The sequence below is a fragment of the Actinomadura sp. 3N407 genome (assembly GCF_052245875.1).
In the GTDB taxonomy this organism is placed as follows: Bacteria; Actinomycetota; Actinomycetes; order Streptosporangiales; family Streptosporangiaceae; genus Spirillospora.
Genome location: NZ_JBQQBP010000019.1, coordinates 92034 through 117457 on the forward strand (window position 1 = coordinate 92034; position 25424 = coordinate 117457).

The 25424-nt window shown below is 72.5% G+C and carries 25 protein-coding genes and 1 riboswitch; of the genes, 11 read left to right on the forward strand and 14 right to left on the reverse strand.

Annotation, left to right across the window (positions count from 1 at the left end):
• Positions 1 to 194: 194 nt before the first annotated feature.
• Positions 195 to 644 carry an SRPBCC family protein gene (locus tag ACTWPP_RS36120; RefSeq protein WP_443108913.1) on the reverse strand — a complete coding sequence of 150 codons (450 nt, stop codon included), beginning with the start codon at positions 642 to 644 and terminating at the stop codon, positions 195 to 197.
• A 134-nt stretch (positions 645 to 778) separates the two neighbouring features.
• Here ACTWPP_RS36120 and ACTWPP_RS36125 point away from each other — a divergent pair, with 134 nt between their 5' ends.
• Together ACTWPP_RS36125 and ACTWPP_RS36130 are read left to right on the forward strand one after the other, a co-directional pair.
• Positions 779 to 1588, forward strand: coding sequence for an SAM-dependent methyltransferase (locus ACTWPP_RS36125; protein WP_443108914.1), 810 nt, complete (start codon positions 779 to 781; stop codon positions 1586 to 1588).
• The gene (locus ACTWPP_RS36130; RefSeq protein ID WP_443108915.1) at positions 1588 to 2772 is read left to right on the forward strand and encodes a cytochrome P450 family protein; all 1185 of its coding nucleotides are present in this window, start codon (positions 1588 to 1590) and stop codon (positions 2770 to 2772) included. The genes ACTWPP_RS36125 and ACTWPP_RS36130 overlap by 1 nt, the downstream gene beginning before the upstream one ends.
• A gap of 59 nt (positions 2773 to 2831) precedes the next feature.
• Here ACTWPP_RS36130 and ACTWPP_RS36135 read toward each other — a convergent pair whose 3' ends face one another.
• Both ACTWPP_RS36135 and ACTWPP_RS36140 read right to left on the reverse strand, forming a co-directional pair.
• The gene (locus ACTWPP_RS36135; RefSeq protein WP_443108916.1) at positions 2832 to 4643 is read right to left on the reverse strand and encodes a WD40 repeat domain-containing serine/threonine protein kinase; all 1812 of its coding nucleotides are present in this window, start codon (positions 4641 to 4643) and stop codon (positions 2832 to 2834) included.
• Positions 4644 to 6617 (reverse strand): WD40 repeat domain-containing serine/threonine protein kinase, encoded by a 1974-nt coding sequence (locus ACTWPP_RS36140; RefSeq protein ID WP_443108917.1) that lies wholly within the window; start codon positions 6615 to 6617, stop codon positions 4644 to 4646.
• Positions 6618 to 6858: 241 nt separating this feature from the next.
• Between ACTWPP_RS36140 and ACTWPP_RS36145 the strand changes: the two genes are divergently transcribed.
• The 3 genes from ACTWPP_RS36145 to ACTWPP_RS36155 all read left to right on the forward strand — a co-directional run bounded on the left by ACTWPP_RS36145 (position 6859) and on the right by ACTWPP_RS36155 (position 8231).
• The gene (locus tag ACTWPP_RS36145) at positions 6859 to 7260 is read left to right on the forward strand and encodes a VOC family protein (RefSeq protein ID WP_443108918.1); all 402 of its coding nucleotides are present in this window, start codon (positions 6859 to 6861) and stop codon (positions 7258 to 7260) included.
• Positions 7261 to 7344: 84 nt separating this feature from the next.
• Complete coding sequence (locus tag ACTWPP_RS36150) at positions 7345 to 7716, forward strand: hypothetical protein (RefSeq protein ID WP_443108919.1); 372 nt, start codon at positions 7345 to 7347, stop codon at positions 7714 to 7716.
• A complete protein-coding gene (locus ACTWPP_RS36155) occupies positions 7713 to 8231 on the forward strand; it encodes a MerR family transcriptional regulator (protein ID WP_443108920.1) in 519 nt (172 codons plus the stop codon). The genes ACTWPP_RS36150 and ACTWPP_RS36155 overlap by 4 nt, the downstream gene beginning before the upstream one ends.
• On the opposite strand, the gene ACTWPP_RS36160 is transcribed toward ACTWPP_RS36155, so the two are convergent.
• On the reverse strand, positions 8228 to 8869 hold the full coding sequence (locus ACTWPP_RS36160) for a M15 family metallopeptidase (RefSeq protein WP_443108921.1): 642 nt from the start codon (positions 8867 to 8869) through the stop codon (positions 8228 to 8230). The two genes, ACTWPP_RS36155 and ACTWPP_RS36160, sit on opposite strands and share 4 nt — an antisense overlap.
• Before the next feature lie 6 nt (positions 8870 to 8875).
• Positions 8876 to 9062: riboswitch (cyclic di-AMP (ydaO/yuaA leader) on the reverse strand.
• 185 nt (positions 9063 to 9247) lie between these two features.
• Positions 9248 to 9712, reverse strand: coding sequence for a 4Fe-4S cluster-binding domain-containing protein (locus tag ACTWPP_RS36165; protein ID WP_443108922.1), 465 nt, complete (start codon positions 9710 to 9712; stop codon positions 9248 to 9250).
• Positions 9713 to 9860: 148 nt separating this feature from the next.
• On the opposite strand from ACTWPP_RS36165, the gene ACTWPP_RS36170 reads away from it, so the two are divergent.
• From ACTWPP_RS36170 to ACTWPP_RS36180, 3 genes are all read left to right on the forward strand, one after another.
• Positions 9861 to 11987, forward strand: a complete 2127-nt coding sequence (locus ACTWPP_RS36170) for a protein kinase domain-containing protein (protein ID WP_443108923.1) — start codon at positions 9861 to 9863, stop codon at positions 11985 to 11987.
• Positions 11988 to 12000: 13 nt separating this feature from the next.
• Positions 12001 to 13386: a serine/threonine-protein kinase gene (locus tag ACTWPP_RS36175; RefSeq protein ID WP_443108924.1), complete on the forward strand. Its 1386-nt coding sequence runs from the start codon at positions 12001 to 12003 to the stop codon at positions 13384 to 13386.
• Positions 13387 to 13472: 86 nt separating this feature from the next.
• On the forward strand, positions 13473 to 14273 hold the full coding sequence (locus ACTWPP_RS36180) for a hypothetical protein (protein WP_443108925.1): 801 nt from the start codon (positions 13473 to 13475) through the stop codon (positions 14271 to 14273).
• Positions 14274 to 14290: 17 nt separating this feature from the next.
• On the opposite strand, the gene ACTWPP_RS36185 is transcribed toward ACTWPP_RS36180, so the two are convergent.
• From ACTWPP_RS36185 to ACTWPP_RS36225, 9 genes are read right to left on the reverse strand one after another with little or no spacing between them, the layout of a single operon-like run.
• The gene (locus ACTWPP_RS36185; protein WP_443108926.1) at positions 14291 to 15976 is read right to left on the reverse strand and encodes a Na(+)/H(+) antiporter subunit D; all 1686 of its coding nucleotides are present in this window, start codon (positions 15974 to 15976) and stop codon (positions 14291 to 14293) included.
• Positions 15966 to 16235 (reverse strand): hypothetical protein, encoded by a 270-nt coding sequence (locus tag ACTWPP_RS36190; protein ID WP_443108927.1) that lies wholly within the window; start codon positions 16233 to 16235, stop codon positions 15966 to 15968. Before ACTWPP_RS36190 ends, ACTWPP_RS36185 begins: the two co-directional genes overlap by 11 nt.
• On the reverse strand, positions 16232 to 17713 hold the full coding sequence (locus tag ACTWPP_RS36195) for a proton-conducting transporter transmembrane domain-containing protein (protein WP_443108928.1): 1482 nt from the start codon (positions 17711 to 17713) through the stop codon (positions 16232 to 16234). Before ACTWPP_RS36195 ends, ACTWPP_RS36190 begins: the two co-directional genes overlap by 4 nt.
• On the reverse strand, positions 17710 to 19185 hold the full coding sequence (locus tag ACTWPP_RS36200; protein WP_443108929.1) for a monovalent cation/H+ antiporter subunit D family protein: 1476 nt from the start codon (positions 19183 to 19185) through the stop codon (positions 17710 to 17712). Before ACTWPP_RS36200 ends, ACTWPP_RS36195 begins: the two co-directional genes overlap by 4 nt.
• Positions 19182 to 19547, reverse strand: a complete 366-nt coding sequence (locus ACTWPP_RS36205; protein WP_443108930.1) for a cation:proton antiporter subunit C — start codon at positions 19545 to 19547, stop codon at positions 19182 to 19184. Before ACTWPP_RS36205 ends, ACTWPP_RS36200 begins: the two co-directional genes overlap by 4 nt.
• Entirely contained in the window at positions 19544 to 20536 is a 993-nt protein-coding gene (locus ACTWPP_RS36210; RefSeq protein ID WP_443108931.1) for a DUF4040 domain-containing protein, read from the reverse strand. The genes ACTWPP_RS36205 and ACTWPP_RS36210 overlap by 4 nt, the downstream gene beginning before the upstream one ends.
• Positions 20536 to 20859 carry a monovalent cation/H(+) antiporter subunit G gene (gene mnhG / locus ACTWPP_RS36215; protein WP_443108932.1) on the reverse strand — a complete coding sequence of 108 codons (324 nt, stop codon included), beginning with the start codon at positions 20857 to 20859 and terminating at the stop codon, positions 20536 to 20538. The genes ACTWPP_RS36210 and mnhG overlap by 1 nt, the downstream gene beginning before the upstream one ends.
• A complete protein-coding gene (locus ACTWPP_RS36220; protein ID WP_443108933.1) occupies positions 20856 to 21137 on the reverse strand; it encodes a monovalent cation/H+ antiporter complex subunit F in 282 nt (93 codons plus the stop codon). Before ACTWPP_RS36220 ends, mnhG begins: the two co-directional genes overlap by 4 nt.
• The gene (locus ACTWPP_RS36225) at positions 21137 to 21583 is read right to left on the reverse strand and encodes a Na+/H+ antiporter subunit E (RefSeq protein ID WP_443108934.1); all 447 of its coding nucleotides are present in this window, start codon (positions 21581 to 21583) and stop codon (positions 21137 to 21139) included. The genes ACTWPP_RS36220 and ACTWPP_RS36225 overlap by 1 nt, the downstream gene beginning before the upstream one ends.
• A gap of 287 nt (positions 21584 to 21870) precedes the next feature.
• Between ACTWPP_RS36225 and ACTWPP_RS36230 the strand changes: the two genes are divergently transcribed.
• From ACTWPP_RS36230 to ACTWPP_RS36240, 3 genes are all read left to right on the forward strand, one after another.
• The gene (locus ACTWPP_RS36230) at positions 21871 to 22599 is read left to right on the forward strand and encodes a TetR/AcrR family transcriptional regulator (RefSeq protein ID WP_443108935.1); all 729 of its coding nucleotides are present in this window, start codon (positions 21871 to 21873) and stop codon (positions 22597 to 22599) included.
• 161 nt (positions 22600 to 22760) lie between these two features.
• A complete protein-coding gene (locus ACTWPP_RS36235; RefSeq protein ID WP_443108936.1) occupies positions 22761 to 23723 on the forward strand; it encodes an ATP-binding cassette domain-containing protein in 963 nt (320 codons plus the stop codon).
• Complete coding sequence (locus ACTWPP_RS36240) at positions 23723 to 25369, forward strand: ABC transporter permease (RefSeq protein ID WP_443108937.1); 1647 nt, start codon at positions 23723 to 23725, stop codon at positions 25367 to 25369. Before ACTWPP_RS36235 ends, ACTWPP_RS36240 begins: the two co-directional genes overlap by 1 nt.
• Positions 25370 to 25424 lie beyond the last annotated feature (55 nt).

Below are 25424 nucleotides of genomic sequence, written 5' to 3' on the forward strand. Positions count from 1 at the left end.
CTGCCGCACTCCCCGCCTCGTTGAGCAGGTACAGCGAGGCGGTGTAGGCCGCATTGCGCCGCACCCCCGGCGGATCCGGGCTCGCTGCGCGCCGTGGCCGGTTCCGTCAGGACGGGGTTCGTCGGCGGCAGTGTCGTGCCCCCGGGGTACACGGGCGGTGCGGTGTCGGTGGTTGTCGGCGGGTGCTGCGGCGGTCAGGTGCCGAGTTCGGAGCTCAGCTTCGTCAGTTGCGCGTCGTAGATGCGCTGGAGGCCCTTGGGGGCGAAGGTCCGCTCGAAGAAGCCTCCGATGCCGCCCGCTCCGTCCCAGGTGGTCTCGACCTGAACGCGGGCGCCCTCGGTGGCGGGGGAGACGGTCCAGGTGGTGACCATGGAGGAGTTGGCGTCCTGCTCCACCAGCATGTTCTCGCCGGGAGTGCGCACGGTGAAAAGGCAGTCGCGTACGCGCTTGCTGGTGGCGGCCAGCTTCCAGTGCACCACCGTGCCGTCGCCTTGGCCGCCTTCTCGCACTTCGTATTCGCTGAAGTGCTCGGTCAGCATGCGGGATCGCACGCCCGTGTAATCGCCGAGTGCTTCTAGTACCCGTTCCGGGCTCGCGTCGAGCGTTCTTTCTGCGGTGACCACGACTTGTCCCATGCCGGTCATCTTCCCACCTCACCGAGGGCGCGTCGGCCACAGGACCGCTGCCTGGAGCCGTCCCGGCGAGTTGTCGACAGCCGGAAACCGTCCGGGTTCGCCCCTACAATCGTGCGATTGGGTACCAGGCAGGAGGTCCGTCCGTGAGTGGTGAGCATCATCCGGAGTGGGTGATCGATCCGGAGACCCCCAGCGTTGCCCGGATGTACGACTACTACCTCGGTGGCAAGGACAACTTCGCCGCGGACCGGCAGGCCGCCGATCAGGTGGTGGCGGCGATGCCGAACGTGCTGGAGTTCACCCGCGCCAACCGCAGGCTGGTGTCCCGGGCCGTGACGATGATGGCCGGGCACGGCGTGCGGCAGTTCCTCGACATCGGCTCCGGGCTGCCGACGCAGGAGAACGTGCACCAGGTGGCCCAGCGCGCCGCCCCCGACTCCCGCGTCGTCTACGTCGACAACGACCCGATCGTGCTCGTGCACGCACGGGCGCTGCTGGCCGACAATCCGATGACCACGGTCGTGGAGGCCGACCTGCGCGAACCGGGGAGCATCCTGGACCATCCCGAGATCACGACCCGGATCGACTTCGACCGGCCGGTGGCCCTTCTGATGCTGGCCATCCTGCATTTCGTCCCGGACGAGGACCGCCCGGCCGAGATCGTGGCGAAGCTGCGCGCGCCGCTCGTCCCGGGCAGCTACCTGGTCATCTCGCACGGCCACCGGGGCGAGGTCAGCCGGGACGTCGAGGAGCGGGTGCGGTCCGCGTACGGCAGGACGGGGGCGGGGGACCTCGTCCCGCGCGGGGCCGACGAGGTGATGACGTTCTTCGAGGGCACCGAGCTGGTCGGGCCCGGCCTGGTCCAGGTGGCCGACTGGCGGGCGGACGCCGAACCGTTCGAGCCCGACCTGTCCCGGCCCGGATTCCTCGCCGGTGTGGGGAGAGTCGTCTGATGCTGCCGCTGGAGTTCCTGTTCAGCCGGACGTTCAGCGAGGACCCGTACGCCGCGTACGCCGAGCTGCGGGCATCGGGGCCGGTCCACCAGGTCGACTTCCCCCGCGGGGCCACCGCCTTCCTGGTGGTCGACCACGCGCACGGCCGCGCGGCCCTGAACGACCCGCGGCTGTCCAAGGACAGTGCGCACAGCGCCCTGCCCGTGAACGGCGACCTGTTCTTCGGCGGGACGATGCTCGCCATGGACCCGCCCGACCACACCCGGATGCGGGCGCTGGTGGCCAAGGCGTTCACCGGGCGGCGGGTCGAGAAGCTGCGCCCCCGCGTCCAGGAGATCGCCGACGGGCTGCTGGACGGCATCGCGGCCCGCGGCGCGGCCGACCTGATCGAGGAGTTCGCCGTCCCGCTGCCGATCCAGGTCATCTGTGAGCTGCTCGGCGTCCCGGCGTCGGACCGGGCCCGGTTCCGCGAGTGGACGGCGGTGCTGACGGTGCCGGCGTTGACCGCCGAGGCCCGGGAGCGTCGCCGCGAGGTCGCGCTGGCGTTCAACGACTACCTGACCGGCGTCATCGCCGAACGCCGGGCCGGTCCGGGGGACGACCTCATCAGCGGCCTGATCACCGCCCGCGACGGGGACGCCTCCCTCACCGGGGCCGAGATGCTCAACAGCGTCGCGCTGCTGCTCATCGCCGGGCACGAGACCACGGTCAACCTCATCGGCAACGGGGTGCTCGCCCTGCTCCGGGCGCCCGGCCAGCTCGAACTGCTCCGGTCGCGGCCCGATCTGCTGCCGTCCGCGATAGAGGAGCTGCTGCGGTACGACGGCCCGGTCGAAAGGGCGAGCCAGCGCGTCGCCCTGGAGGACATGGAGATCGCCGGGACGCCGATCCCCAAGGGCGCCTGGGTGCACGTCTCGCTGGGCGCCGCGGACCGCGACCCCGCGGTGTTCGACGCCCCCGACCGGCTGGACGTGACCCGCGCCCCCAAACGGCACGTCGCCTTCGGTCACGGCCTGCACTTCTGCCTCGGCGCCCCGCTGGCCCGGCTGGAGGGCCAGATCGCCATCGGCGGCCTGCTGGACCGCTTCCCCGATCTCGCCCTTGCCGTGCCTGCCGGCGAGTTGCGCCACCACCGCACCGGTTCGATCGTCCGCGGGCTGGTCTCCCTTCCCGTACGGGTCTGAACGCGGCGCCCGGGGCGTCCGTTTCGTCTCGGCGGTGACGCGGCCGGGGTGCCCGGTGGTCAGGTGAAGCGCCGGATGCGGACCGTCCCGCTGCGGGTGGCGCCGGCGATGGAGCGGCCGTCCGGGGCGAACGCCAGCGTGCTCACCTCGTCGGTGTCGTCGGTCAGGGTGGCGATGGACGCGCCGGTCCGGGTGTTCCACAGCCGGACGGTCTTGTCCTTCCCGCCGCTGGCGAGCGTGCCGCCGTCCGGGCTGAAGGCGAGCGTCCTGACGTATTCGGTGTGGCCCCGCAGGGTCCGGATCTTCCGCCCGGTGCGGGCGTCCCAGAGGTGGACGTCGTGCGAGTAGTCGATCGACCCGGCGATGAGCGTGCCGTCGGGGCTGAACGTCAGCGCCATGAGTCCGGGTTCGTCCAGTTCGGCGACGGTTCGGCCGGTCGCGGTGTCCCAGATCCAGATGGGTCCGGTCTGTGAGCGGCCGCCCGCGAGGAGCCGTCCGTCCGGGCTGTAGGCGAGGTGGACGCCGTCGCCGAAGCGCGGGCCGGTCCTGCGGCCGGTCCGCACGTCCCAGATGTCGACGGTGTCGCCGTGGTTGGCGGCGAGCCTGGCGCCGTCGGCGGTCAGCGCCAGGGAGACCGGGCGGTCGGGGAGGTCGATGCGGCGGATGGTCGTGCCGGTGGCCGCGTCACCGATCGCGATATGGGCGTCGAAGCAGCCGGCCAGGATCCGCCCGTCGGCGCTGAGCGCCTGGGTGCCGTAGTCGAGCACCTCGGGCATGTCGATGATCTTGTGTTCGCCCGTGGACGGTTTCCAGTACCAGACGGCTCTGAGCCCGACGGCCATCAGCGTCCGGGCGCCCTCGACGAACGTGAGGTGGTCGGGGCTGAGCGGCCGGCCGACGAGCACGGTCGTCTCGGTGGGGGCGCCGGTCGGGGTGTACGGGGGCGGTTTCGCGGGCGTCTCGTCGGGGCGGGAGAGCAGCAGCGCGGCCGGGACGCCGATCGCGGCGGCGGTCGCGGCGGCCGCCCCGGCGATGAGGGCGCGGCGCGGGATCCGGCGCGGGGGCACGGCCGGCGAGGCGGTCAGGCGGCGCCCGATCTCGTCGAGGGCGGGGCGCCGGCCGGGGTCCTTGTCCAGGCACGCCGCGACGAGGTCGTGCAGGTCCCCCTCCATGCCGTCGAGCCGAGGCGGTTCGGCGACGATGCGCTGGACGATCATGGGGACGCTGCCGGCCTGGAACGGCGCGTGGCCGGTGGCGGCGAAGGCGAGCACGCAGCCGAGGGCGAAGACGTCGGCGGCGGGACCGGCGCGGTCGGCGCGGATCTGCTCGGGCGCCATGTAGGCGTAGGTGCCGACGACGGCGCCCGTGGCAGTGAGCGTGGTGGCGTCGGCGGTGCGGGCGATGCCGAAGTCGATGATGCGGGGCCCGTCGGGGGACATGATGACGTTGCCCGGTTTGAGGTCGCGGTGGACGAGCCCGCAGGCGTGGACGGCGGCCAGGCCCTCGGTGAGCGCCGCGCCGAGCCTCCGCACCGCATCGGGTGTGAGGGGGCCGTCGCGGGTGATCTGGTCGCGCAGGGACGGGCCGGGGACGTAGGCGGTCGCCATCCAGGGTTCGGCCGCGTCGGGGTCGGCGTCCACGACCTGGGCGGTGTAGAAGCCGCCGACCCTGCGCGCCGCCTCGACCTCGCGGGCGAAGCGGGCGCGGAAGCGGGTGTCGGCGGCGTGCTCGGCGCGGATCACCTTGACGGCCACCTGCCGCCCGCCCGGTGAGATGCCGAGGAACACCTGGCCCATGCCGCCCTCGCCGAGCCGCCTCTCCAGCCGGTACGGGCCGACGCTGGGGGGATCCTGTGGCCGCAACGTCTGCATCTACCGGACCTTCCAGATACGGACGGACTTGTCGTCCTCTCCGCCGCCGGCGGCGACGGTCGTGCCGTCGGGGCCGAGCGCCAGCGTGTCGAGAAGTTCGGTGTGCCCGGTCAGGACGGCGGTGGCCCGGCGGGTCGCGACGTCCCAGAGCCGGACGGTCCGGTCGAGGCCGCAACTGGCGAGGGTGGTGCCGTCCTTGCTGCAGGCCACCGCCCGCACCTCGTCGAGATGGCCGGTGAGGGTGGCGGTGATCCGGCGGGCGGCCACGTCCCACAGCGAGATCTCGTCGCTCCCGCCGCACGTGGCGATGAGGGCGCCGCCGCGGCCGAAGGCCAGCGACAGGGTCTCCTCCGTCGGGCCCCGGAACAGGGCGAGCCTCCGGCGGGTCGCCACGTCCCAGATCAGGACGGCGCCGCGTCCGTCCCCGTCGTCGCCGTACCCGGTGAGGGCGGCGGCGAGGGTCTTCCCGTCCGGGCTGAACTCCGCTTTCACGACGGTGTGGGGGGCGGGGTCGCCTTGCGGGTTCCGGGTGAGGGGGCCGGTGTCGTAGACGGTGGCGCGGCCGGTCTGGATGTCCCACAGGCGCACGTCAGGGTTTCCGGTGGCGAGCGTCCGGCCGTCCGGGCTGAACGCGACCGTGAAGACCGAGTACCGCTCGGTGCGGAAGGTTCTGATCTTGCGGCCGGACGCGACGTCCCAGAGCACGGCGTAGGGATCCACGTGCGCGGTGGCCAGCAGCCTTCCGTCCGGGCTGAACGCCGCCCCCCGCACCCGGGCGCCGTCGAGGGTGCGCAGCGGGCGGGCGGTGGACACGTCCCAGATGCGCGGTGCGTCGTCGCCGCTCGACCCGCTGGCCAGCAGCCTGCCGTCGGGGCTGAACGCGACCGCCTCGACGGCGCCGCCGTGGCCGGTGAGCGTGGCGGCGGGCCCGAGCTGCACGGTCGCCGCGGGGCCCCGGGTGCGCTCCCCGCGCCGCGCGGCGATGAGGGCGCCGGCACCGCCCGCGGTGGTGGCGGCGACGGCGCCCAGCAGCACGGCACGGCGGGCCACGCGGCGCTTGCTCGTGACATCGGGTGCGTTCCCGGCCTCCGTGGTCGCGACCAGCGTGCCGGGAGGCGCCGTGGGCGCCGAAGCGGCGGGGGGCCGGACCGGCGGGTCCGGCAGGGGGCCCGGCGGCGAGGAGGTGAGGTGGCCGACGAGCGCCGGGACGGCCGGGCGGGCCCGCGGGTCCTTGGACAGGCAGGCGGCGACCGCCCTGGCGAGGCTGACGGGGAGCCCGTTCAGGGGCGGATCCTCGTGGAGGACGCGGTGCACGACGGCCGGGACGGTGGAGGCGTCGAACGGGCCCTGTCCGGTGGCGGCGTAGACGAGCACGCAGCCGAGCGCGAAGACGTCGGCGGGGGGACCCGTGCGTTCGCCCCGCACCTGTTCGGGTGCCATGAACGTGTAGGTGCCGATGACCGCGCCGTCCACGGTCAGCGGGTCGGCGTCGGCGGCGCGGGCGATGCCGAAGTCGATGATGCGGGGCCCGTCGGGGGACATGATGACGTTGCCGGGCTTCAGGTCGCGGTGGACGAGCCCGCAGGCGTGGATGGCGGCCAGGCCCTCGGCGAGCGCCGCGCCCAGCCGCCGTACCGCGCCGGGGTCGAGGGGGCCGTCGCCCGCGATGCGGTCCCGCAGCGACGGGCCCGGCACGAACGCGGTCGCCATCCACGGCGCCTCGGCTTCCGCGTCGGCGTCGACCACCTGCGCGGTGTGAAATCCACCCACTCTTCGCGCGGCGTCGACTTCCCGGGCGAACCGGGCGCGGAAGTGCGGGTCGGCCGCGTGCTCGCCGCGGATCAGCTTGACCGCCACCTGCCGTCCGCCGGGTGAGATGCCCAGGAACACCTGGCCCATGCCGCCCTCGCCCAGCCGTCCTTCGAGCCGGTACGGGCCGACCCGGGCGGGATCACCGCGCCTCAGCGCTTCCATGACCGAGAGCCCCCAAGAGATACGTTCGCACCTGATCGATCAGAGAGATCATTCCAAGCGGCCGCCATCGGCGGAGGCACTTCGCGCCAAGATCTGGGGACGGTCGTTACCAGATCTTCCGCCGGTGGGTGCACATGGACACCGGTCGGAAACTCGCGGGCGCCGATGTCCGATCGGGCCCTCTCCCGTTCGTCTTGGAGGTGGAGAGCAACATCCGTTTCACGATCGGAAGGAGCGGGCCATGAACCCGACCCTCAACACCATCGACATCGTGGTGTCCGACATCCAGGCCTCGATGGACTTCTACGCCCGGCTCGGGCTGGCGTTCACCGTCGACGAGGCCTACCCGGACCACGCCGGCTGCGACCTGCCGAGCGGGCTCCACCTGATGCTGGACACCGAGAAGTTCCGCAGCTCCGCCCAGACCGGCGGATGGAGCCGCCCCTCCGGCGACCCGCGCAACTTCCTGGCCTTCCAGTTCGGCGACCCGGCCGCCGTCGACGCCAAGTACGCCGAACTCACCGGCGCCGGCCACACCGGCGTCCAGGAACCGTGGGACGCCTTCTGGGGGATGCGGTACGCCACCGTCCTCGACCCCGACGGCAACGGCATCGACCTGTACTGCCCCCTGCCCGCCGAGTAGACGGCCGCCCATTGACCGGCCGCCGGTACCCACATTCGATGGGGGGTTGCATCCGGTACCGGGGTACAGGCTTACCTTCGAGGTATGGAACTGGAACAGGTACGGTCCGGGCCGGGCGATGCGGGGTGGGCGCCGCGGGCGTGCACCCTGCCGACGGCCGAGCGGCCGTTGAGGGAGGCCGAGTTCGACGCGCTGTTCGGCGAGGCGGTGACCGAGGTGCGGCGTGCGGGGCCGGGACGCGTCGAGCTGGTGTTGCGTTCCGAGCCGGATGTGGCCGCCCGGGCGGCCGGGCTGGCGGTGCGCGAGACCGGCTGCTGCTCGTTCTTCACCTTCGCCCTGACGGCGGCCGGCGGCGCGCTGACCCTGGAGGTGAGCGTCGCCGGCCCGCACGTCGAGGTGCTGGACGCCCTGGCCGCCCGCGCGGCGGAGCTGGCGGGCCAGGGGAGCCGGGCGTGACCGGGCCCGCCGTCGCCGGCGGGTTGCGCAGCGGGCAGGTCGCGGCGGCGGCCGGGGTGAATCTCCAGACGCTCCGGTACTACGAGCGCCGGGGCCTGCTCGCCGAGCCCGAGCGGACGGCGGGTGGGCACCGGGTGTATCCGGCCGAGGCGGTGACGCTGCTGCGGGTGATCAAGACCGCGCAGCGGCTCGGGTTCACCCTGGAGGAGGTCGCCGAACTGCTGGACGCCGGGACGCACCGGCACCGCCGCGCCGATTCCGGGTTGCGGACGCGGGTGAGCGCCAAACTCGCCGAGGTCGAATCCAGAATCGTCGATCTGCGCACCATCGCGGGCACGTTGCGCCAAGCCCTGGACGCCGGGTGCGACGATCTGGTCGCATGCGCCGGGGAACAGGGCTGCCCGCTGCCGTTCGCCGACCTGGCCGTCGACTCCGGTGGCGAGGACACGAGCCCACCGGCCGCCGCCGCGGGCCCGAGCCGTCTGCTCGGGCCCAGCCGCCGTGCGGGTCGCTAGTCGTCCTGGCCGCCGTCGAACTCCCAGTGCCACGGTTCGTACGGGTTGCTGTAGGCCCAGGCCGGGTGGATCCAGCCGTACTTCTCGGAGTTGTCTTCCATCCACTCGAACTGGGGTGAATCGGCGTCCTGGACGCCGTCGCACAAGTCGAGGGCGATGCCGTTCCCGTGCTTGCTGTTGCCCGGTCGCGCGGCCATGCCCGCCGGCATGGTCTCGTACAGCTCCTGCTGCTTCTCGTAGCTGCGATAGGAGCTCCGCACGCACATCTCGTGGCCGAAGCGCTCCTGGTAGGCCGCGTTGAGCTTGTAGAACGCCACCGCGGCGTCGGCTCGCAGGAACTCGTCCCGCTGTGGCAGCGGGCAGAGCTCGTCGACCGGGATCCGGCCGTTGGGGTACCCGTGGTCCGTGGCCTCCGAGGGCTCGCAGTCGGCCGGCGGCTCGCTCGGCGCGTCCTCGGCTCGTCGGGAATCCGGTCGTTCGCCGCGGTCCGCCGAGACCTTCGCGGAGGCGGGCCTGCCGGGGTTCTCGGAGTCTCCGCCCCCCGGCATGAGGGCGAGGGAGCCGACAAGGGCACCGGCGAGGACGACGCCCAATACGGGTGGGGGGTATCCGTTCTTCTTGACGTGCCTGCCTGTCACGGCATCTGCTCCTTCCATGTCGCCTACCGGGTTAGCTGACGGATTCGGACGTGGAAGTCGCCCTACGACCCTTCCCGAACATGGCGAGAAGGCGTCGATTCACCCCTGCGAGGCGGCACAGGCCGGCCGGCCTGGACGTCACTCGCGCTGGTTCCCCGGCTCCGCGCGATCGCGGACTCGGCGTCGCCGCCTTCATCCCGAGCCGCGGGCTGAGGATGAGACGGACGCACTGGTCGATGGCCACGGCGCATGGCGGGCGCCGAATTCGGACAGAACCTACCAAAGGCTCAAGAGAATGCAAACACCCACAAAATCAGCAATGCCGCAGGTCGGACGGTGAGAGGGACGTCATCGACCGAGACCTGCGCGCGGTGGCGGCTAGACGGCATCGAGGTCGGCGGCCGAGTAGCGGGCGGTGAACAGGTGCATGGTGCGTGCGGGTGACCCGTGCGCTCCGTGCTCCGGGGGGCGGCCCGCCAGGAGTACGTCGACCCGGTCGCGCAGTGCCGTGGCGCCCGGCATCCGCACGATCTCGTCCCAGCCGTAACCGGTGAGCAGGATGACCGACAGGGAGGTCTCCTCCCGGACGCGGGCCAGCAGCCGGAGGACGGCGCGGCGCTGCCGGAGCGGCTCGTCGCCTCTGACCGTCACGCCCTCGATCCGGTCGCCCAGGGCGGCGATGTGCGCGAACGTCTCGTCCACCGTGACTCGGAAGCCGTGCCCCGCGGGTGCGGCGCCGGGGCGGCCGGGGCTCCGCAACCACAGGACGGCACGGGAGCCGGGGCCGCTGGTCTCGCTGACGCGCTCGAAGGCGCTGATGTGCAGCGGGCGCGGCCGGATCACGCGGCCGGTCCTCGCCGCGCGTCCGTCTGGCCCACCGTGATCGCTGGAACTCACGCCGTGATTACACTTCCGTCACGCCGGGACCGGTCCCGGTACGCGATCCCGGACGATGGTCGACGGTGAGTCCGGCGGCAGGAGGAGGACGGCGGTGGAGCCGCTTCGGCGTGGTGATCCGCACCGGGTGGGTCCGTACCGGCTGCTCGGCAGGCTCGGCGCGGGCGGGATGGGGGTCGTCTACCTGGGACGGTCGGGGGCCGGCCGGCCGATCGCCGTCAAGGTCATCAGGCGGTCGATGGCGGGGGAGCCCAGATACGCGGCCCGGTTCCGCCGCGAGGTGGACGCCGCCCGCCGGGTGTCGGGGGTGTTCACCGCGCCGGTGCTGGACGCCGACCCGGACGCGGCCGCGCCGTGGCTGGTCACCGCCTACCTGCCGGGGCTGTCGCTGCGCGAGGCCGTCGGCCGGTTCGGCCCGCTGCCGCCGGACGCCGTCCGGCCGCTGGCGGCCGGGCTGGCCGAGGCGCTCGCGGACATCCACCGCACCGGCGTGGTGCACCGCGACCTGAAGCCGGGCAACGTGATGCTGACCGCCGGCGGGCCCCGGGTGATCGACTTCGGCATCGCCCGGCCGGAGGACGCGACGGCCATCACCCGCGTGGGCGCGCCCATCGGCACGCCCGGGTTCATGGCGCCCGAGCAGGTCCGCGGGGAGAAGGTCGGGCCGGCGGCCGACGTGTTCTCCCTGGGCGCGATGCTGGCGTACGCGGCGACCGGGGCGGAGCCGTTCGGGTCCGGGCCGGCGCGGTCGCGTGACCTGCGGGCGATGACGGCGCACGCGGACCTGGACGCGATCACCGAACCCTGGCTGCTCGCGCTGATCGGGGCGTGCCTGCACGTCGACCCCGGGCTGCGTCCGTCCGCCGCCGCCGTGCTGGAACTGCTGGGACCGCCGGGTCGGGACGAGCCGTCCCTGCTGGGGGCCCGGTGGCTGCCGCCGGGGATCGCGGAGGAGATCGACCGCCGCACCGCCGAGGCCGAGACGCTGACGCGGCCCCCGGCCGGCGACGCGGCGGACCGGGACTCCGCGGCCGGGCAGGCGCCGACGGAGGATCCGGACGGTGCCGTCCAGGGCACGGCGCCCCCGGCGGAGGACGTCACCCGCCGGACGATCCTGGCCGGGGTGGGCGCGGGCGTCCTGACGGCGGGCGCTCTCGGGACGTTCGCGTGGCGGAGGACCCGCGACCGGAGCGACGGCTCGCGACCGCCCGGGGCGCGGCGCGCCGGCGCGCCGGAGGGACCGCCGCCCGAGGGACGTTCGAGGTGGACGCGCCGGGTGAGCGAGGATTTCCTGAGCCTCGCCACCGCCGGTGGGGTGCTGCTGGCGAACGGGAGCGAGAAGAACGGGGACGACGGCACCGGAATCGTCCACGCGCTGGATTCGCGCACGGGCAAGGTGCTGTGGAAGCGCGACGGAGGCTCCTCCGCGGTGGGCGGAGGCGACGTGACGTATCTGACCCTGAACGAGAGCAGGGAGATCAGCGCGGTCCGTTCCAGGACGGGCGAGGAGCTGTGGAGGCATGAGGTCGACTTCGACAGGCTCCCGAGCGGGGACCTGGCGGCCACCGGCCCGGTGGTCGTCTTCGGCCGCGAGGAGATCACCGCGCTGGACGCGACCGGCGGGGGGCGCCGCTGGACGTCCCGGGCGGCCGCCCGGTCCGGGCTCTCCGCGGCGGACGGCCTCGTGCTGGCGCTGTCGTCCGAGGCCCTGGTCGGCCTGGACGCGCGGACCGGGAAGACCCGCTGGACGTATCCGCTGGACTACGGCGACTACCAGATCACCGGCGACGGCATGGTCTTCGCCTGCGACCGGTTCGGGACGTTGCACGCGATACGCGCCGCCGACGGCGCGTCCGCCTGGCGGAGACGGAACGTCGGCGGCTGGGGCAGCCAGGTGGGCGGCGGGCGCTTCTACGTCGAAGGACGCGATGGCGTCGTGCTCGCCCTGGACAGCGCGACCGGACGGCAGATCTGGTCGCGCGGGCTGACGCGGCTGAAGGACGATCCCCGCGGCCAGGCGACGGCCTATTGCCTGTCCGGCACCACCCTGTACGCCATCTGCGCCGACGGCAATCTCTACGCGCTGGACACCGCCGACGGCCGTGTCCGGTGGACCTACGGAACCGAGAAATCCATCCGCGTCCAGCCTGTGAGCGTGAACGGGCTGGTCTTCATCGGCGCCGGGGACGGGAACGTCCGGGCCGTCGCCGCACCACGCTGAATCGGAGGACCATGTGCGACCCCTTGAGCCGGACGACCCACGCTGGGTGGAGACCATGGGACGGCGGTACCGCGTCCTGGCGCGCATCGGGTCCGGCGGGATGGGCGTGGTGTATCTCGGCCGCTCCGCCGCCGGGCGGACCGTGGCGATCAAGATGGTGCATCCCGAGTTCGCCGCGGACCACGACTTCCGGGCCCGGTTCGAGCGCGAGGCCAGGGTCGCGCGATCGGTCGGCGGCGGCTTCACCGCCGCGGTGATCGACGCCGATCCGGGCGCGGAGATCCCGTGGCTGGTGACCGAGTTCCTGCCGTCGGTGTCGCTGCGCGACGCCGTCCACGCGTCCGGCCCGCTCGCGGTGGACGCGGTGTGGGCGCTGGCGGCGGGCGTCGCGGAGGCGCTCGTGTCGATTCACGGCGCCGGCGTCGTGCACCGGGACCTGAAACCCGCGAACGTCCTGCTGACCGCGGACGGTCCCCGCGTGATCGACTTCGGCATCGCCCGCGCGGTGGACTCCTCGTCCATCTCGCGCCCGGGTGCGCAGGCCGGATCCCCGGGGTTCATGTCGCCGGAGCAGGTGGCGGGGGTGACGGTCGGCCCGTCCGGCGACGTCTTCTCGTTCGGGTCGACGCTGGCGTTCGCGTGCACGGGCCGGGAACCGTTCGGCGAGGGCCCGTGGCATGCGAAGATGCGACGCGTCCAGACGGAGCCGCCGCGGCTTGACGGGATCGCCGACGGTGACCTCCGGTCGTTGATCGAGTCGTGCATGCAGCTCGACCCGGAGCGCCGGCCCACCGCCCGCCGGCTGGTGGAGCGGCTGTCGGGCCGGGGGGACGGTGGCGTCCCGCTGCCGCCCGCCGTGGTGGCCGGGATCGCCCAGCGCCGGACCGAGGCGGAGAACCCGCCGGCCGCCCCGCCCCCGCAGACCGCCCCGCCGCCGTCCCGGCCGGGCGGGCGCCGCCGGGGTCTGGTGCTCGGTGCGGCGGGCGCGGCCGTCCTCCTGGCCGGCGTCGTGCTTCCGGTCGCGGGCTGGTACGCGTTCCGGGGCGAGGCCGGCGCGTCCGCCGACCCCACGCCCACCGCCTCGGCCGCGCCGGCCTCACCGTCGCCTTCGCCCACGTCGACGGCGACGCGGGCGGAGATCACCTTCTCCGTCGAGGGCGACGGCAGGATCAGCTCGCTGACCTACATGGTGAACGGGAAGTCCACGACGCTGAAGAAGGTTCGGCTGCCGTGGCGGAAGACGGTTCCGATGCCCGAATGGCCCCCGCGGATCTCCTGGAAGCTGACGTACCGCGCCCCGGCGGGCGGGGCCGCCCACACGGTCGCGGTGGACGGGAACGTGATCATCGCCGGCCGGGGCAGCGAGGGCAGTGACATGGCCGCCGAAGGCCTGTACTGACGTGCACGCGATTCCGGCGCCGGGACCCCTCCCGCTCGGTGAGGGATACTTTGATCGCGGCCACGCGCGAGGAGAGGACGTGCCACGTGACGATGATGACGCGGAAGGCGCCGGGCAAGGTCGGCATCCTCCCGAAGGAGAGCGGCGGCCTGGCCGCCGGGCTGCCGCCCGCCCAGCCCGGCACGCTGTTCGTCATGGGGCCGGACGGCGGGATGCGCGTGTCCCCGGACGCCGGGTTCGATGTCGTGTTCGGACGGTGCGAGCCGGACGTCCACGTCTGCGTCGGCGGTGACGACACCCGGGTCAGCCGGCGGCACGGCGTCATCACCCGGGAGCACTCGCGCTGGGTGCTGCACAACGTCGGCAAGCTGGCCATCCGGTTCCCGGGATCGCGGCTGGTGCTCGGTGGGCACCGGGCCGAACTGCCGGTCGCGTACTCGCCGCTGTTCATCGTCGGCCCGGCGAAGGAGCACCTCCTCGAAGTGCGGATCGCCGCGGGACCGCCGCCGCCGGGAGGCGTCGACCTGCACGAGGTCGAGACCCACGACCCGGACGACGTGAACCCGTGGCGTCTGAGCGACACCGAGAGGCTGGTGCTGACCTGCCTCGCCCAGCGCTACCTGCGGCAGGAGCCGTGGCCGCAGCCGCTCACCTGGGCCCAGGTCGCCGACGAGATGGGCCGGCTCCGTCCCGGCGAGACCTGGAACGACAAGCGGGCCGCCCGCGTCGTCACCGCGGTCCGCATGCGGCTCAGCACCGCGATGGACGGGCTGCGCGAGGAGGAGATCCCGCCGCCGCTCGGCAACGCGCTCAACCACAACCTCATCACCGGCCTGCTGGTCAACACCCGGCTCCGCACATCGGACCTGACCCTCCTCGGCGGCTGACGCCCGCGCGGGGCCCGTCAAAGCAGGGAGATCAGGAGGAAGAGGCCGAGGACCAGGGCCACCCAGAGCACCATGACGTCGGTCGACCACGGCACTCCGAGCCACCCCCGCGCCCGGAAGGGCCGGGAGGCGATGGTGGAGACGCGGCCCCCCTGCCGCTGGAAGGGCTTGCTGATCTCGTCCCGCATGCGTGTCGCGCCCTGGAGGCCCGTGCGCCAGGCGCGCGGCAGCAGGCGGCGGTAGATCACGTCGGCGTCCAGGTTCACCGAGGGCAGCTCGGCCGGGTAGAGGCCGGTCCGCATCAGCACCGTGAAGGCCAGCGAGGCGAGCAGCAGCAGCTGCACCTGGTTGACGACGTGCGGGACGGTGTAGGCCGAGTAGTCCATCTCGTACGGGAGCAGGCCGTACAGCAGGTTCGGCGCCACCCCGATGGCGATGGAGCCGGCCGCGGCCAGGCCCATGGCGAGGCGCATGTTCAGCGGTGCCTCGGAGACCCGGTGCCCCTGGTCGTGGGCGAAGAACGCGAAGAACGGGATCTTGATCCCGGCATGGTGGAAGACTCCGGCCGAGGCGAACAGCAGCAGCAGCCAGACGGCGGTGCGGTGCTCCTCCGCGAAGGCCTCCATGATGATCGACTTGGTGGCGAACCCGGAGAAGAGCGGGAACGCGGAGATGGACGCGGCTCCGATGACGCACAGCACCATGGTCTGCGGCATCGACTTGTAGAGCCCGCCCAGTTCCGAGCCCTTGGTCGTCCCGGTGCGCAGCAGGACCGCGCCCATGCTCATGAACAGCAGGCCCTTGAACAGGATGTCGGCGAACGCGTGCGCGGCGGCGCCGTTGACGCCGAGCGCGCCGCCGACCCCGACCGCGGCGACCATGAAGCCGAGCTGGTTGATCATGCTGTACGCCAGCACCCGGCGCAGATCGTTCTCGATCACGGCGTAGAAGATCGGGAAGCACGCCATCACGACGCCGACCCACACCAGCGCCCCGGTGCCGGGGAAGCCGCGCGCCAGCACGTAGACGGCGAACTTGGTCGTGAACGCCGACAGCGCCACGGTGCCGACGACGGTGGCCTCCGGGTAGGTGTCCTGGAGCCAGGCGTGCAGGACGGGGAAGGCGCATTTGATCCCGACCGCGAGCAGGATCAGCAGGCCGCCGGGCTCGGTCGCGCCGATGAAGCCGAATTCCAGGCCCGCCCCCGACTGCACGTGCAGGACGATGCCGCCCAGCATCAGCAGGCCGGACGCGACCTGCGCGACGAGGTAGCGCATCCCGGCCCGGTAGGCGCGCTCGGTGCGCCGTGCCCAGATCAGGAACACCGAGGACAGGCCGGCCAGCTCCCAGAAGACGAACAAGGTGATCAGGTCGCCGGCGAGCGCCCCGCCGACCGCGGCCGAGGCGTAGACGGGGATCACGGCCTGCTGCATCCGGTCCCGCAGGTGCAGGGCGTAGATCACCGAGATGAACGCCGCGAGGAGGAAGGCCGTCGCGAAGATCCGCGCCAGCGCGTCCACCCGCAGCGGCTCCAGCCGGAGGCCCAGCATCCCGAACCCGCCGTGCACGCCCTCGGGCAGCGTCCACAGCACCGCCATCGCGGCGACCGGGAGCAGCATCATCCAGACCGCGCGAACCCGGCCGGCCAGCAGCGGGATGGGCAGCGCACCGGCGATGAGCAGCAGCGCCGGGTTAATCGTCATCGTCGGTCCGCTCCGGCCGCTCGTAGTAGTCCTCGCGGCGCATCAGCACCCGGCGCAGCTGCTTGGCGGTCAGCACCAGCGTCACGCTGCCGATGAACCCGTAGAGGGCGTAGAAGCCGAAGAGGTTCTCGAAGCCGAAGAACGGGTGCTTGGTGTAGAACAGGTCGGCGAGGAACACCAGGGCGCACAGCGTGTAGAGGCCGTGGACGACGCGGTCCACGTTGCGGGGCTCGTCCAGCCAACGATGATCGTCTTTCATGGTGACTCCAGGACCTCGTTGAGGGGGGCGATGACCGCATCGACTCCGATGAACAGGGCCACGCAGGCCACGGCGGTGAGGACGAGGGGGAGCACCAGCGTCCACGGCGCCTCCCCGTCGCCCGGCCGGCCGGCGGGCGGGCGGAAGAACGCCCGCGCCGGGATCGGCATCAGGTAGGCCAGCGACAGCAGCGACCCCGCCAGCAGGACCCCGAACATCACGGTCTGCCCGGCGTCGGCCGCCCCGAGCAGCAGGAGCCACTTGCTCCACACGCCGCCCAGCGGGGGCAGCCCGACGATGGAGACCGCGGCGACCAGGAAGGCCCCGAACGTCCAGGGCATGGTGCGGCCGAGCCCGTCGAGCTCGCTGACGCGGGTTCGGTTGGTCGCGGTGTAGATCGCGCCGGCGCAGAAGAACAGCGTGATCTTGGCCGCGGCGTGGTTGGCGATGTGCAGCGCGCCGCCCGCGGCGGCGATGTCGTTGGCGAGGGCGGCGGCGAGGACGATGTAGGCGAGCTGGCTCACCGTCGAGTACGCCAGCCGTGCCTTGAGGTCGTCGCGCGTGACCGCGATCAGGCCCGCGCCCAGCAGCGTGACCGCGGCGACCCACATCATCGGCTCCGCGGCGCCGGTGACGTCGAGCGTGTCGATGCCGAAGACGTAGATCGAGACCTTGAGGACCGTGAACACGCCCGCCTTGACCACCGCGACCGCGTGCAGCAGGGCCGACACCGGCGTGGGCGCCACCATGGCTCCGGGGAGCCAGCGGTGGAAGGGGAACAGCGCCGCCTTCCCGATGCCGAACAGGTAAAGCGCGAACAGCACGGTCAGAGTGGCCGTTCCCGCCTTGCCGTGCAGGATCCCCCCGGCCACGAAGTCCGTGGTTCCGGCGAGGACGGCCGTCCAGACGATGGCCGGGAGCAGCAGGCCGATCGAGGTCGTCAGCAACAGCCCCAGGTAGACGCGTCCGCCGCGTTTGGCCTGTTCGTTGCCCGAGTGGATGACCAGCGGCCAGGTCGACAGCGTCAGGACCTCGTACCCGATGAACAGTGTCGCGAGGTTGCCGGAGAACGCGATCCAGAGCGCCGACGCGATGGCCAGGGCGAAGAAGAAGTAGAAGCGGGTCTGGTTGCGCTGCAGGTTGCCGCGCATGTAGCCGATCGCGTACAGGGTCGTCACCGGCCACAGCAGCCCGGCGACGGTCGCGAACAGCAGGCCGAGCGGTTCCAGCGTGAACACCAGCGAGATGCCCGGCAGCCAGTCCCAGAGGCGGAGCCGCAGCCCGTCGTCCACCGCCGGCCACAGCGAGAGGACCATCGCGGCCGTCGCGACGGCGGCGACCAGCGAGGCCGCCTCGCGCAGGTTGGGACGGCGCCGGAGTGCGACCACGGCGAGGCCGCCCAGCAGCGGCACCGCCACCGCGGCGGGCAGGGCGAGCGCGGCGTCGGGGGACGGCAGGCCCGCGGACTGGACGGTCATTCCGCGCCCCCCATCAGGACGGCCGCGGCGCCTTCCGCCAGGCTCATCGGCCAGCCGGGCGCGAACCCGAACACCAGGGACAGCAGGACGAGGGACCAGGTCGCGGCGGCCATGGACGGCGGCGGTCTCTCGACCGTCACGGGCTCGGCGGGACGGCGGAACCAGCCGACCTCGATGACCCGCCCCACGTAGACCACCGACAGCAGGGAGCTGATGAGCAGGACCGCGAGGACCGCCCAGCGTCCGTCCTCGATGAGGGCCTCCGCGAGCACCCACTTGCTGACGAACCCGGCCGTCGGCGGCAACCCGATCAGCCCGAGACCGGCCACCACGATCGCGGCGAACGTCCACGGCATGGCCCGGCCGAGCCCCGCCATCGCCGACAGCCGCGCCGAGCCGAGCCGCAGCACCACGATGCCCGCCGCGGCGAACAGCGCGCCCTTGATCAGCGCGTGGTTGATGATGTGCAGGTACGCGGCGGTCAGGCCGTCGGCGGTCGCGAGGCTGAAACCGGCGGCGATGTACCCGACCTGGGCGATGCTCGACCAGGCCAGCAGGTATCTGAAGTCCGTCTGGAAGCACGCGACGGCGGACGCGACTAGCATCGCCAGGCACGCCAGCAGCAGCCCGATCTCGGTGACCGGCATCCTCCCGAAGACCAGCGCCGCCCCGAAGACGCCGAACGCGAAGCGCAGCAGCAGGTAGATCGCGACCTTGGTGTTGGTCGCCGCCAGGAACGTGGCGACCACCGACGGCGATTCCGCGTAGGCGTCCGGCAGCCAGGCGTGCAGCGGGAAGAGGGCCATCTTGATGGCCAGGCCCACGAACACGAAGATGACGGCGGCGGCCAGGGCGCGGTTGCCGTAGATCTCCGGCAGCCGCTGCGCCAGGTCGGCCATGTTGAGCGTGCCGGTCACGGCGTAGGCCAGTCCGATGCCGATCAGCACGAAGGTGGCGCCGATCGTCCCGACGATCAGGTACTGGAACGCGGCCAGAAGGGCGCGTTTGCGCCGTCCCATGGCGACCAGCGCGTACGAGGACAGGGAGGTGATCTCCAGGAAGACGAAGGCGTTGAAGGCGTCGCCGGTGGCCGTGATGCCGAGCAGGCCGGCGAGGTTCAGGCAGAGGCAGGCGTAGAACAGCGGGGCCCGGGCCGGCTCGATCTCCGACGCGATGCTCCGCCGGCCGTAGACGGCGGCGGCGAGGCCGATGGCCGCCACCAGGATCAGCACCGGAACGTTGGCCTTGTCGACGACGTACTCGATGCCCGCCGGCGGCCGCCATCCGCCCATCGTGTAGCGGAACACCTCGCCGTCGGCGACGTGCCAGGCCATCACGGACGCGCAGGCGAGGGACGACGCCGCGGCGGCCAGGAACAGCAGCCACGCGGCCGTCCGGGAGCGCAGCAGCACGCACAGCGGGGCGCACAGCAGAGGGATCACGACCTGCAGCGCAGGCAGATGGGGCGTCACGAGGCCTGCCCGTCGTCGACGTTGTCCCGCTCGATGACCTCGTCCTCCTCGATCGTGCCGTAGGCCTCGTAGATCCGTATCGCGAGCGCGAGCCCCAGCGACGTGGTGGCGACACCGACGACGATCGCGGTGAGGATCAGTACGTGCGGCAGCGGGTGGGAGTAGGTCTCGACGCCCTTCTCGATGATCGGCGCGTGACCGTCCTCGACCTTGCCGAGGGCGATGTAGAACATGAACACGCCGATCTGGAAGAGGTTCAGGCCGATCAGCTTCTTCACCAGGTTGCCGTGGCTGATCACCGTGTACAGGCCGATGACCATCAGGATGAACACGAACCAGTAGATGTAGTGGTCACCGGTCATCGGCGCGCCCCGCGGCCGGCGAAGCTGTAGAACACCGCGATCAGCACGGCCGCCACCGTGATCCCCACCGCGGTCTCGATGATCAGGATGCCGATGTGCTGGCCTTCCTCCGGATGATCGGGTACCAGGGTGTCGTAGTCGAGGAACGTCCCGCCCAGCAGCATGTTCGCGATTCCGAGACCGGCGTAGAGCAGTACGCCGACCGGCACAAGGCCCAGCATCACCGGCCAGGGCAGGACGCGTTCGACGCTCCTGATGCCGAACACCAGTCCGTAGAGCACGAAGCCCGCCGCGAAGATCACGCCGCCCTGGAACCCCCCGCCCGGCCCGTAATCCCCATGAAAGAGGACATAGCACGCGAAGATAAATATGAAGGGCATCAAGATCTTGCTGGCCACCCGGAGGACGCGGTACTCGCTCATCACGACCGCGCGGGCCTCGTCCTGCTCCCCGCGCCGCCGCGTCCGCATCAGCAGCAGCGGGACGGTGACGCCCGCGGTGAAGATCACGACCAGTTCGCCCAGCGTGTCGTAGCCGCGATAGGAGGCCAGCACGGCCGCGACCGTGTTCGGGATGCCGATGTCCTCCTGTGACTCCTGGAGATAGGTGTGGCCCACGGGATGGGTCTGCACGGGCGTGTCCGGATCGGCGAACGACGGCAGGTCCTGGCTCGCGTACAGGAGCGTGGCGCCCAGCAGCACGGCCACCGCACCGCCCGACCAGAGCTTGCGGCGGGGGGTGACCGCCTCCCGTGAACGGGTCAGCGCCAGCGCGCCGAGGAACAGGACCGTGCTGATCCCGGTCCCGACGGCCGCCTCGGTGATGGCCACGTCCAGCGCGTCCAGGGACACGAAGAGGCTCGCCGACAGCAGGCCCGCCAGCGCGGTCAGCATGGTCGCCTCGTAGAGCGCGCGCAGCCGGGTGATCGCGAGCGCGGTCGCCAGCAGAAGCGCGAACAGCGAGACGTTCATCAGCACCAGCAGGGACATCAGTGACGGTCCTCGCCTTCGGCCGGAAGCCGTTCGCCGTCCCGGCGCGCCGCCTGGGCGAGCGCGTGCGCGGCGGTCGGGCCCGTCAGCATCATGAACAACATGATCAGTACCAGCCGGAGCGCGCTCTGCCAGCTCTCCGCCTGCAGCAGCAGCCCCAGGATCAGCAGGGCCGCCCCGGCGGAGTCGGTGAGGCTGCCGGCGTGCGTGCGGGTGTAGAAGTCCGGGAACCGCAGCAGGCCGACGCCCCCCGAGACCACGAACACGCAGCCGGCCAGCACCAGCGCGCCGCTCGCGACGTCGATGAGCAGCGAGACGCTCACCGCGCGTTCCCTTCGTCGGTTTCGGGCAGCAGTTCGTCGATGTGGGTCAGCCGCAGGACGGCGACCGTGGTGACGAAGTTGACCAGCGCGTAGAGCAGCGCGATCTCGAAGATGTAGGGCCGCCCGGAAATGGCTCCGACCACCGCGATGAACAGGACGGTCTTCGTCCCGAACACGTTGATCGCCAGAACCCGGTTGTAGAGCCTGGGCCCCAGGAACGCCCGGACGAGCGCCAGGGCCATGGCGACGAGCAGAGCGGTGACGGCCGCGATGAGCATCAGCCTGTCCCCAGGCCCTCGACCCGGGTCCGCATCGCACCGCCCCGCAGGCCGGCGATGCCCTCCCGCTGGAGGCCGTGCACCTCGATGTCGTCATCGCGGAAGGAGACCGAGAGCGTCCCCGGCGTCAGGGTGATCGAGTTCGCGTAGATGACCTTCGACAGGTCCGGCAGGTCGGCGGCAGCGACCATGCCGACGGCGGGACGGATCCTGCTCCGCGGCGACCACACCAGCCGCAGCACCGTCAGCGCCGAAAGCATGATCTGCCCGCTCAGCCACAGCAGGTAGCGCGGCAGGCGCGGCACGAGCCGCAGCGGGAGGCTCTCGTCGTCGACGACCTGCATCCGCCAGATCACCCAGACCACCAGGACGACGGACAACGCGCCGAGCATCAGCAGCAGCGGTGTGTAGTGCCCGGATATCGCGAGCCAGAAGGCCGCGAGCAAGGGCAGCAGTTTGAGCGCCGTGGCGCGACGCCCGTTGCGACCGGCCGTTACGGGGGTGGGCAGGCAGGGCATCAACGCACTCCGAGAGAGTTCGGGCAGGACTTGCCGACCAGACTTCCCGGCGCACCAGTTCACGACACTAACTGGATTCAGGCCAGATGACCACACAGGCCCCATGTGTGCGGTGCCACAGGTTACGGTCGCGCGCCCCCCGGATCTGTCCCGCCGGACCCGTGGACCATACAAGCATATTGCGTATTGGACGTTTGTATTGCACGCTGGGGAGCGTGGCAGACCGGTCACGAGCGGACGAGGACCTGACCGCCCGCGCGAGGATCCGCGACGCGGCACTGCGAGTGTTCGCCGAGCGCGGTGTGAGCGGCGCGACGATCCGCGGGATCGCCGACGCCGCCGGGGTGTCGGCCGGGCTGGTGCAGCACTACTTCGGGTCGAAGGAGGTGCTGCGCCGGGCGTGCGACGAGTACGCCATCGACGTCCTGACGACCACCAAGCGGGAGGCGCTCGAAGGCGGCTTCTCCACCCCCGGCTTCATGTCGATGGCGCTGAGCGTGGGCCTGCCGGTCCGGCGTTACATGGCCCGGGCCCTGGTGGACGGGTCGCCGGCGGCGGCGGACCTGTTCGACCAGGCGGTGGAGGTCTCCGAGGAGATGCTCGCGCAGGGCGCACCCGGCGTGTCCCCGGCGAAGACCTCGGACCCGCATGGATACGCGGCGGTCTTGAGCGCGATGATCTTCGGGGTGACCGTCCTGCACGAGCATCTGGCGCGGAACCTGGGCGCCGACCCGCTCACCCCGGCCGGGCACCCGCGCATGACGCTCGCCATGCTGGACATCCTGAGCGACGACCTGCTGAGCCCGGAGTTGCTGGCGCAGAGCCGCGCCGCGATGGAGCAGATGCGCTCCTTCGCGCCGGACGACGCGGGGGCCGACCGGGAGCTGCGCATCCCGACCTCGGACGCCGCCGCCCGCAAGACCGATTCGGATCCGCCGGCCTGATCCCGCGCCGGCACCGCTCCGCGCGGGCCTGCTCCTCGACGGCCCGGTCCGCGGTGGCCCGCACGGCCATCGCGCGGCACGTCCGGTCCCTCCGCGCGTCCTCATGCCGTCACGGCAGGGGGCGGCTGCTCCCGTACCCCCACGTCCCCCAAGGCGTAGCCATGTCCGAACAGACCCCACATCCCATCGAAGTCTCCGGCCTCGTCAAGACGTTCGGCCGGACCCGCGCGCTCGACGGGCTCGACCTGAGCGTCCGCACCGGGGAGGTGCACGGATTCCTCGGCCCGAACGGCGCGGGCAAGTCCACCACCATCCGGATCCTGCTGGGCCTGCTCCGCGCGGACGCGGGCACCGCCCGGCTGCTGGGCGGCGACCCCTGGAAGGACGCGGTGCGGCTGCACCGCCGCATCGCCTACGTGCCCGGCGACGTCGATCTGTGGCCCAACCTCACCGGCGGGCAGGCCATCGACCTGCTGGCCCGGCTGCGCGGCGGGCTCGACAGGGCGCGCCGGGACGACCTGTGCGACCGGTTCGACCTGGACACCTCCAAGAAGGGGCGGACCTACTCCAAGGGCAACCGGCAGAAGGTCGCCCTCGTGTCCGCGCTGGCTTCCGACGCCGAGCTGCTGATCCTGGACGAGCCCACCGCGGGCCTGGACCCGCTGATGGAGGCGGTCTTCCAGGAGTGCATCGTCGAGGCGAAGGCCGCCGGTCGCACGGTGCTGCTGTCCAGCCATATCCTCGCCCAGGTCGAGAAGCTGTGCGACCGGGTGAGCATCATCCGCCTCGGCAGGGTCGTGGAGACCGGGGCGCTCAGCCGGATGCGGCACCTGACCCGCACGACGATCGAGGCCGAGACCGCGCGGCCGCCCGCGGGCCTGGACGAGCTGCCCGGCGTGCACGACGTCCGGAGCGAGGACGGGCGGGTCCGGTTCGACGTCGACGGGGAGCACCTGGGCGCGGCCGTCCACCGGCTGGCGGAGTTCGACATCCGCGGCCTGGTCAGTCGGCCGCCCACGCTGGAGCAGCTGTTCCTGCGGCATTACGGCGAGGAACTGGCCGAGGACGGCGTCCCCGTCGAGCAGGTCGCGGACGGGCCCGCCACCAGGGACGGGGGCGAGTGATGGCCGTCGCCACCGAGGCTCCCGCCGCGGCGGGCCGCCGCGGCGACGGCACCCTGACCGGCACGGGGACGCTGGTGCGGTTCATGCTGCGACGCGACAGGATCCGCATCCCGGTGTGGATCCTCTCCCTGACGCTGGGCACGCTGATGACGGCGTCGAACCTGCGGACCACCTATGCCACGCCGGAGGGCCGCGAGTCCCGCGCCGCGCTGGTGGACAGCCCGGCGGGCATCGCCTTCAGCGGCCCCGGCTACGGCCTCGACGACTACACCTACGGCGCGATGCTCGCCAACGAGGTCCTCGGCTTCGTCGCGATCTTCGTGGCGCTGATGAGCGTGCTGCTGTTCACCCGGCACACCAGGACCGAGGAGGAGGCGGGCCGCGCCGAGCTGCTCCGCGCCGGCGTGCTCGGACGCCACGCGCCCATCACCGCCGCGCTGATCGTGGTGGGCGGCGCCAACGTCGGCCTGGGCGCGCTCATGACGCTCGCCCTGGGCGGCAGCGGCATCGAGACCGTGACGTGGTCGGGTTCCCTGCTGTTCGGCGCCTCGCTGACCGCCGTGGGGCTGTTCTTCACCGCCGTCGCGGCGTTCACCGCGCAGATCACCGAGTACGGCCGCGGAGCCGCCGGCATGGCGGGCGCGGCGATCGGCGCCGCCTACGCGCTGCGGGCCGTCGGCGACATCGGCGGCGGCGCGCTGTCCTGGCTGTCGCCGATCGGGTGGGCGCAGGCCACCAGGGTCTACGTCGACGGCCGGTGGTGGCCGCTGGCCCTGGCCGTGGCGGGGGCGGCCGCCCTGCTGGCCGTGGCGTTCGCGGTGACCACGCGGCGCGACGTGGGCGCGGGCCTGATGCCGCCGAGGCCCGGCCCGCGCACCGCTTCACCGTTCCTGAGCACCCCGCTCGGGTCCGCGCTGCGGCTGCAACGCGCCGCTCTCCTCTGGTGGAGCGTGTCGATGGCCGCGCTCGGGGCCGTGTACGGGGCGTTCGCCGGCGACGTGCGGGACGCGGTCGGCGGCAACGAGACCGTCCGGGAATGGGTGCGGAGCCTTCCCGGCTCCGACCTGACCGAGCAGTTCCTCGGCGTGATCATGGCCATGCTGGCGACCGTCTGCGGCGTCTACGCGGTCCTGGCGCTCCAGAAGCCGCGCGGCGAGGAGACCGCGGGCCGGGCCGAACCGGTGCTGGCCGCCGCGGTGTCCCGGACGCGCTGGCTCGCCGGGCACCTGACCGTCGCCCTGGCCGGCAGCGTCGTCGTCCTGCTGCTCAGCGGGCTGGGCGCGGGGATCACCGCCGCGATCTCGGCCGGCGACGCCGGGCTGCTGTACGCGATGCCGGGAGCCGCCCTGGCGTACGCGCCGGCCGTGTGGGTCACGGCCGGCGCGGCCGTGGCGGTGTTCGGGCTTGCGCCCCGGGCCATCGGGCTGGTGTGGGCGGTGGTGGTGTACGCGGTCGTCGTCACCATGTTCGGCAGGCTGCTGCAGTTTCCGGACTGGATGCACGACCTGTCGCCGTTCGGGCACGTGCCGCAGCTCCCCGGCGCCCGGATGAGCTGGCCGCCGATGCTGATCCTCACGGCGATCGCCGCCGCGCTCATCGCGGCCGGCCTGGCCGGCTTCCGCCGCCGCGACCTGACCCTGCGCTGAGGGCGTCCACTGTGACCCTCCCCACCATCGGGGGAGGGTCCCGTGGATCCTGGGA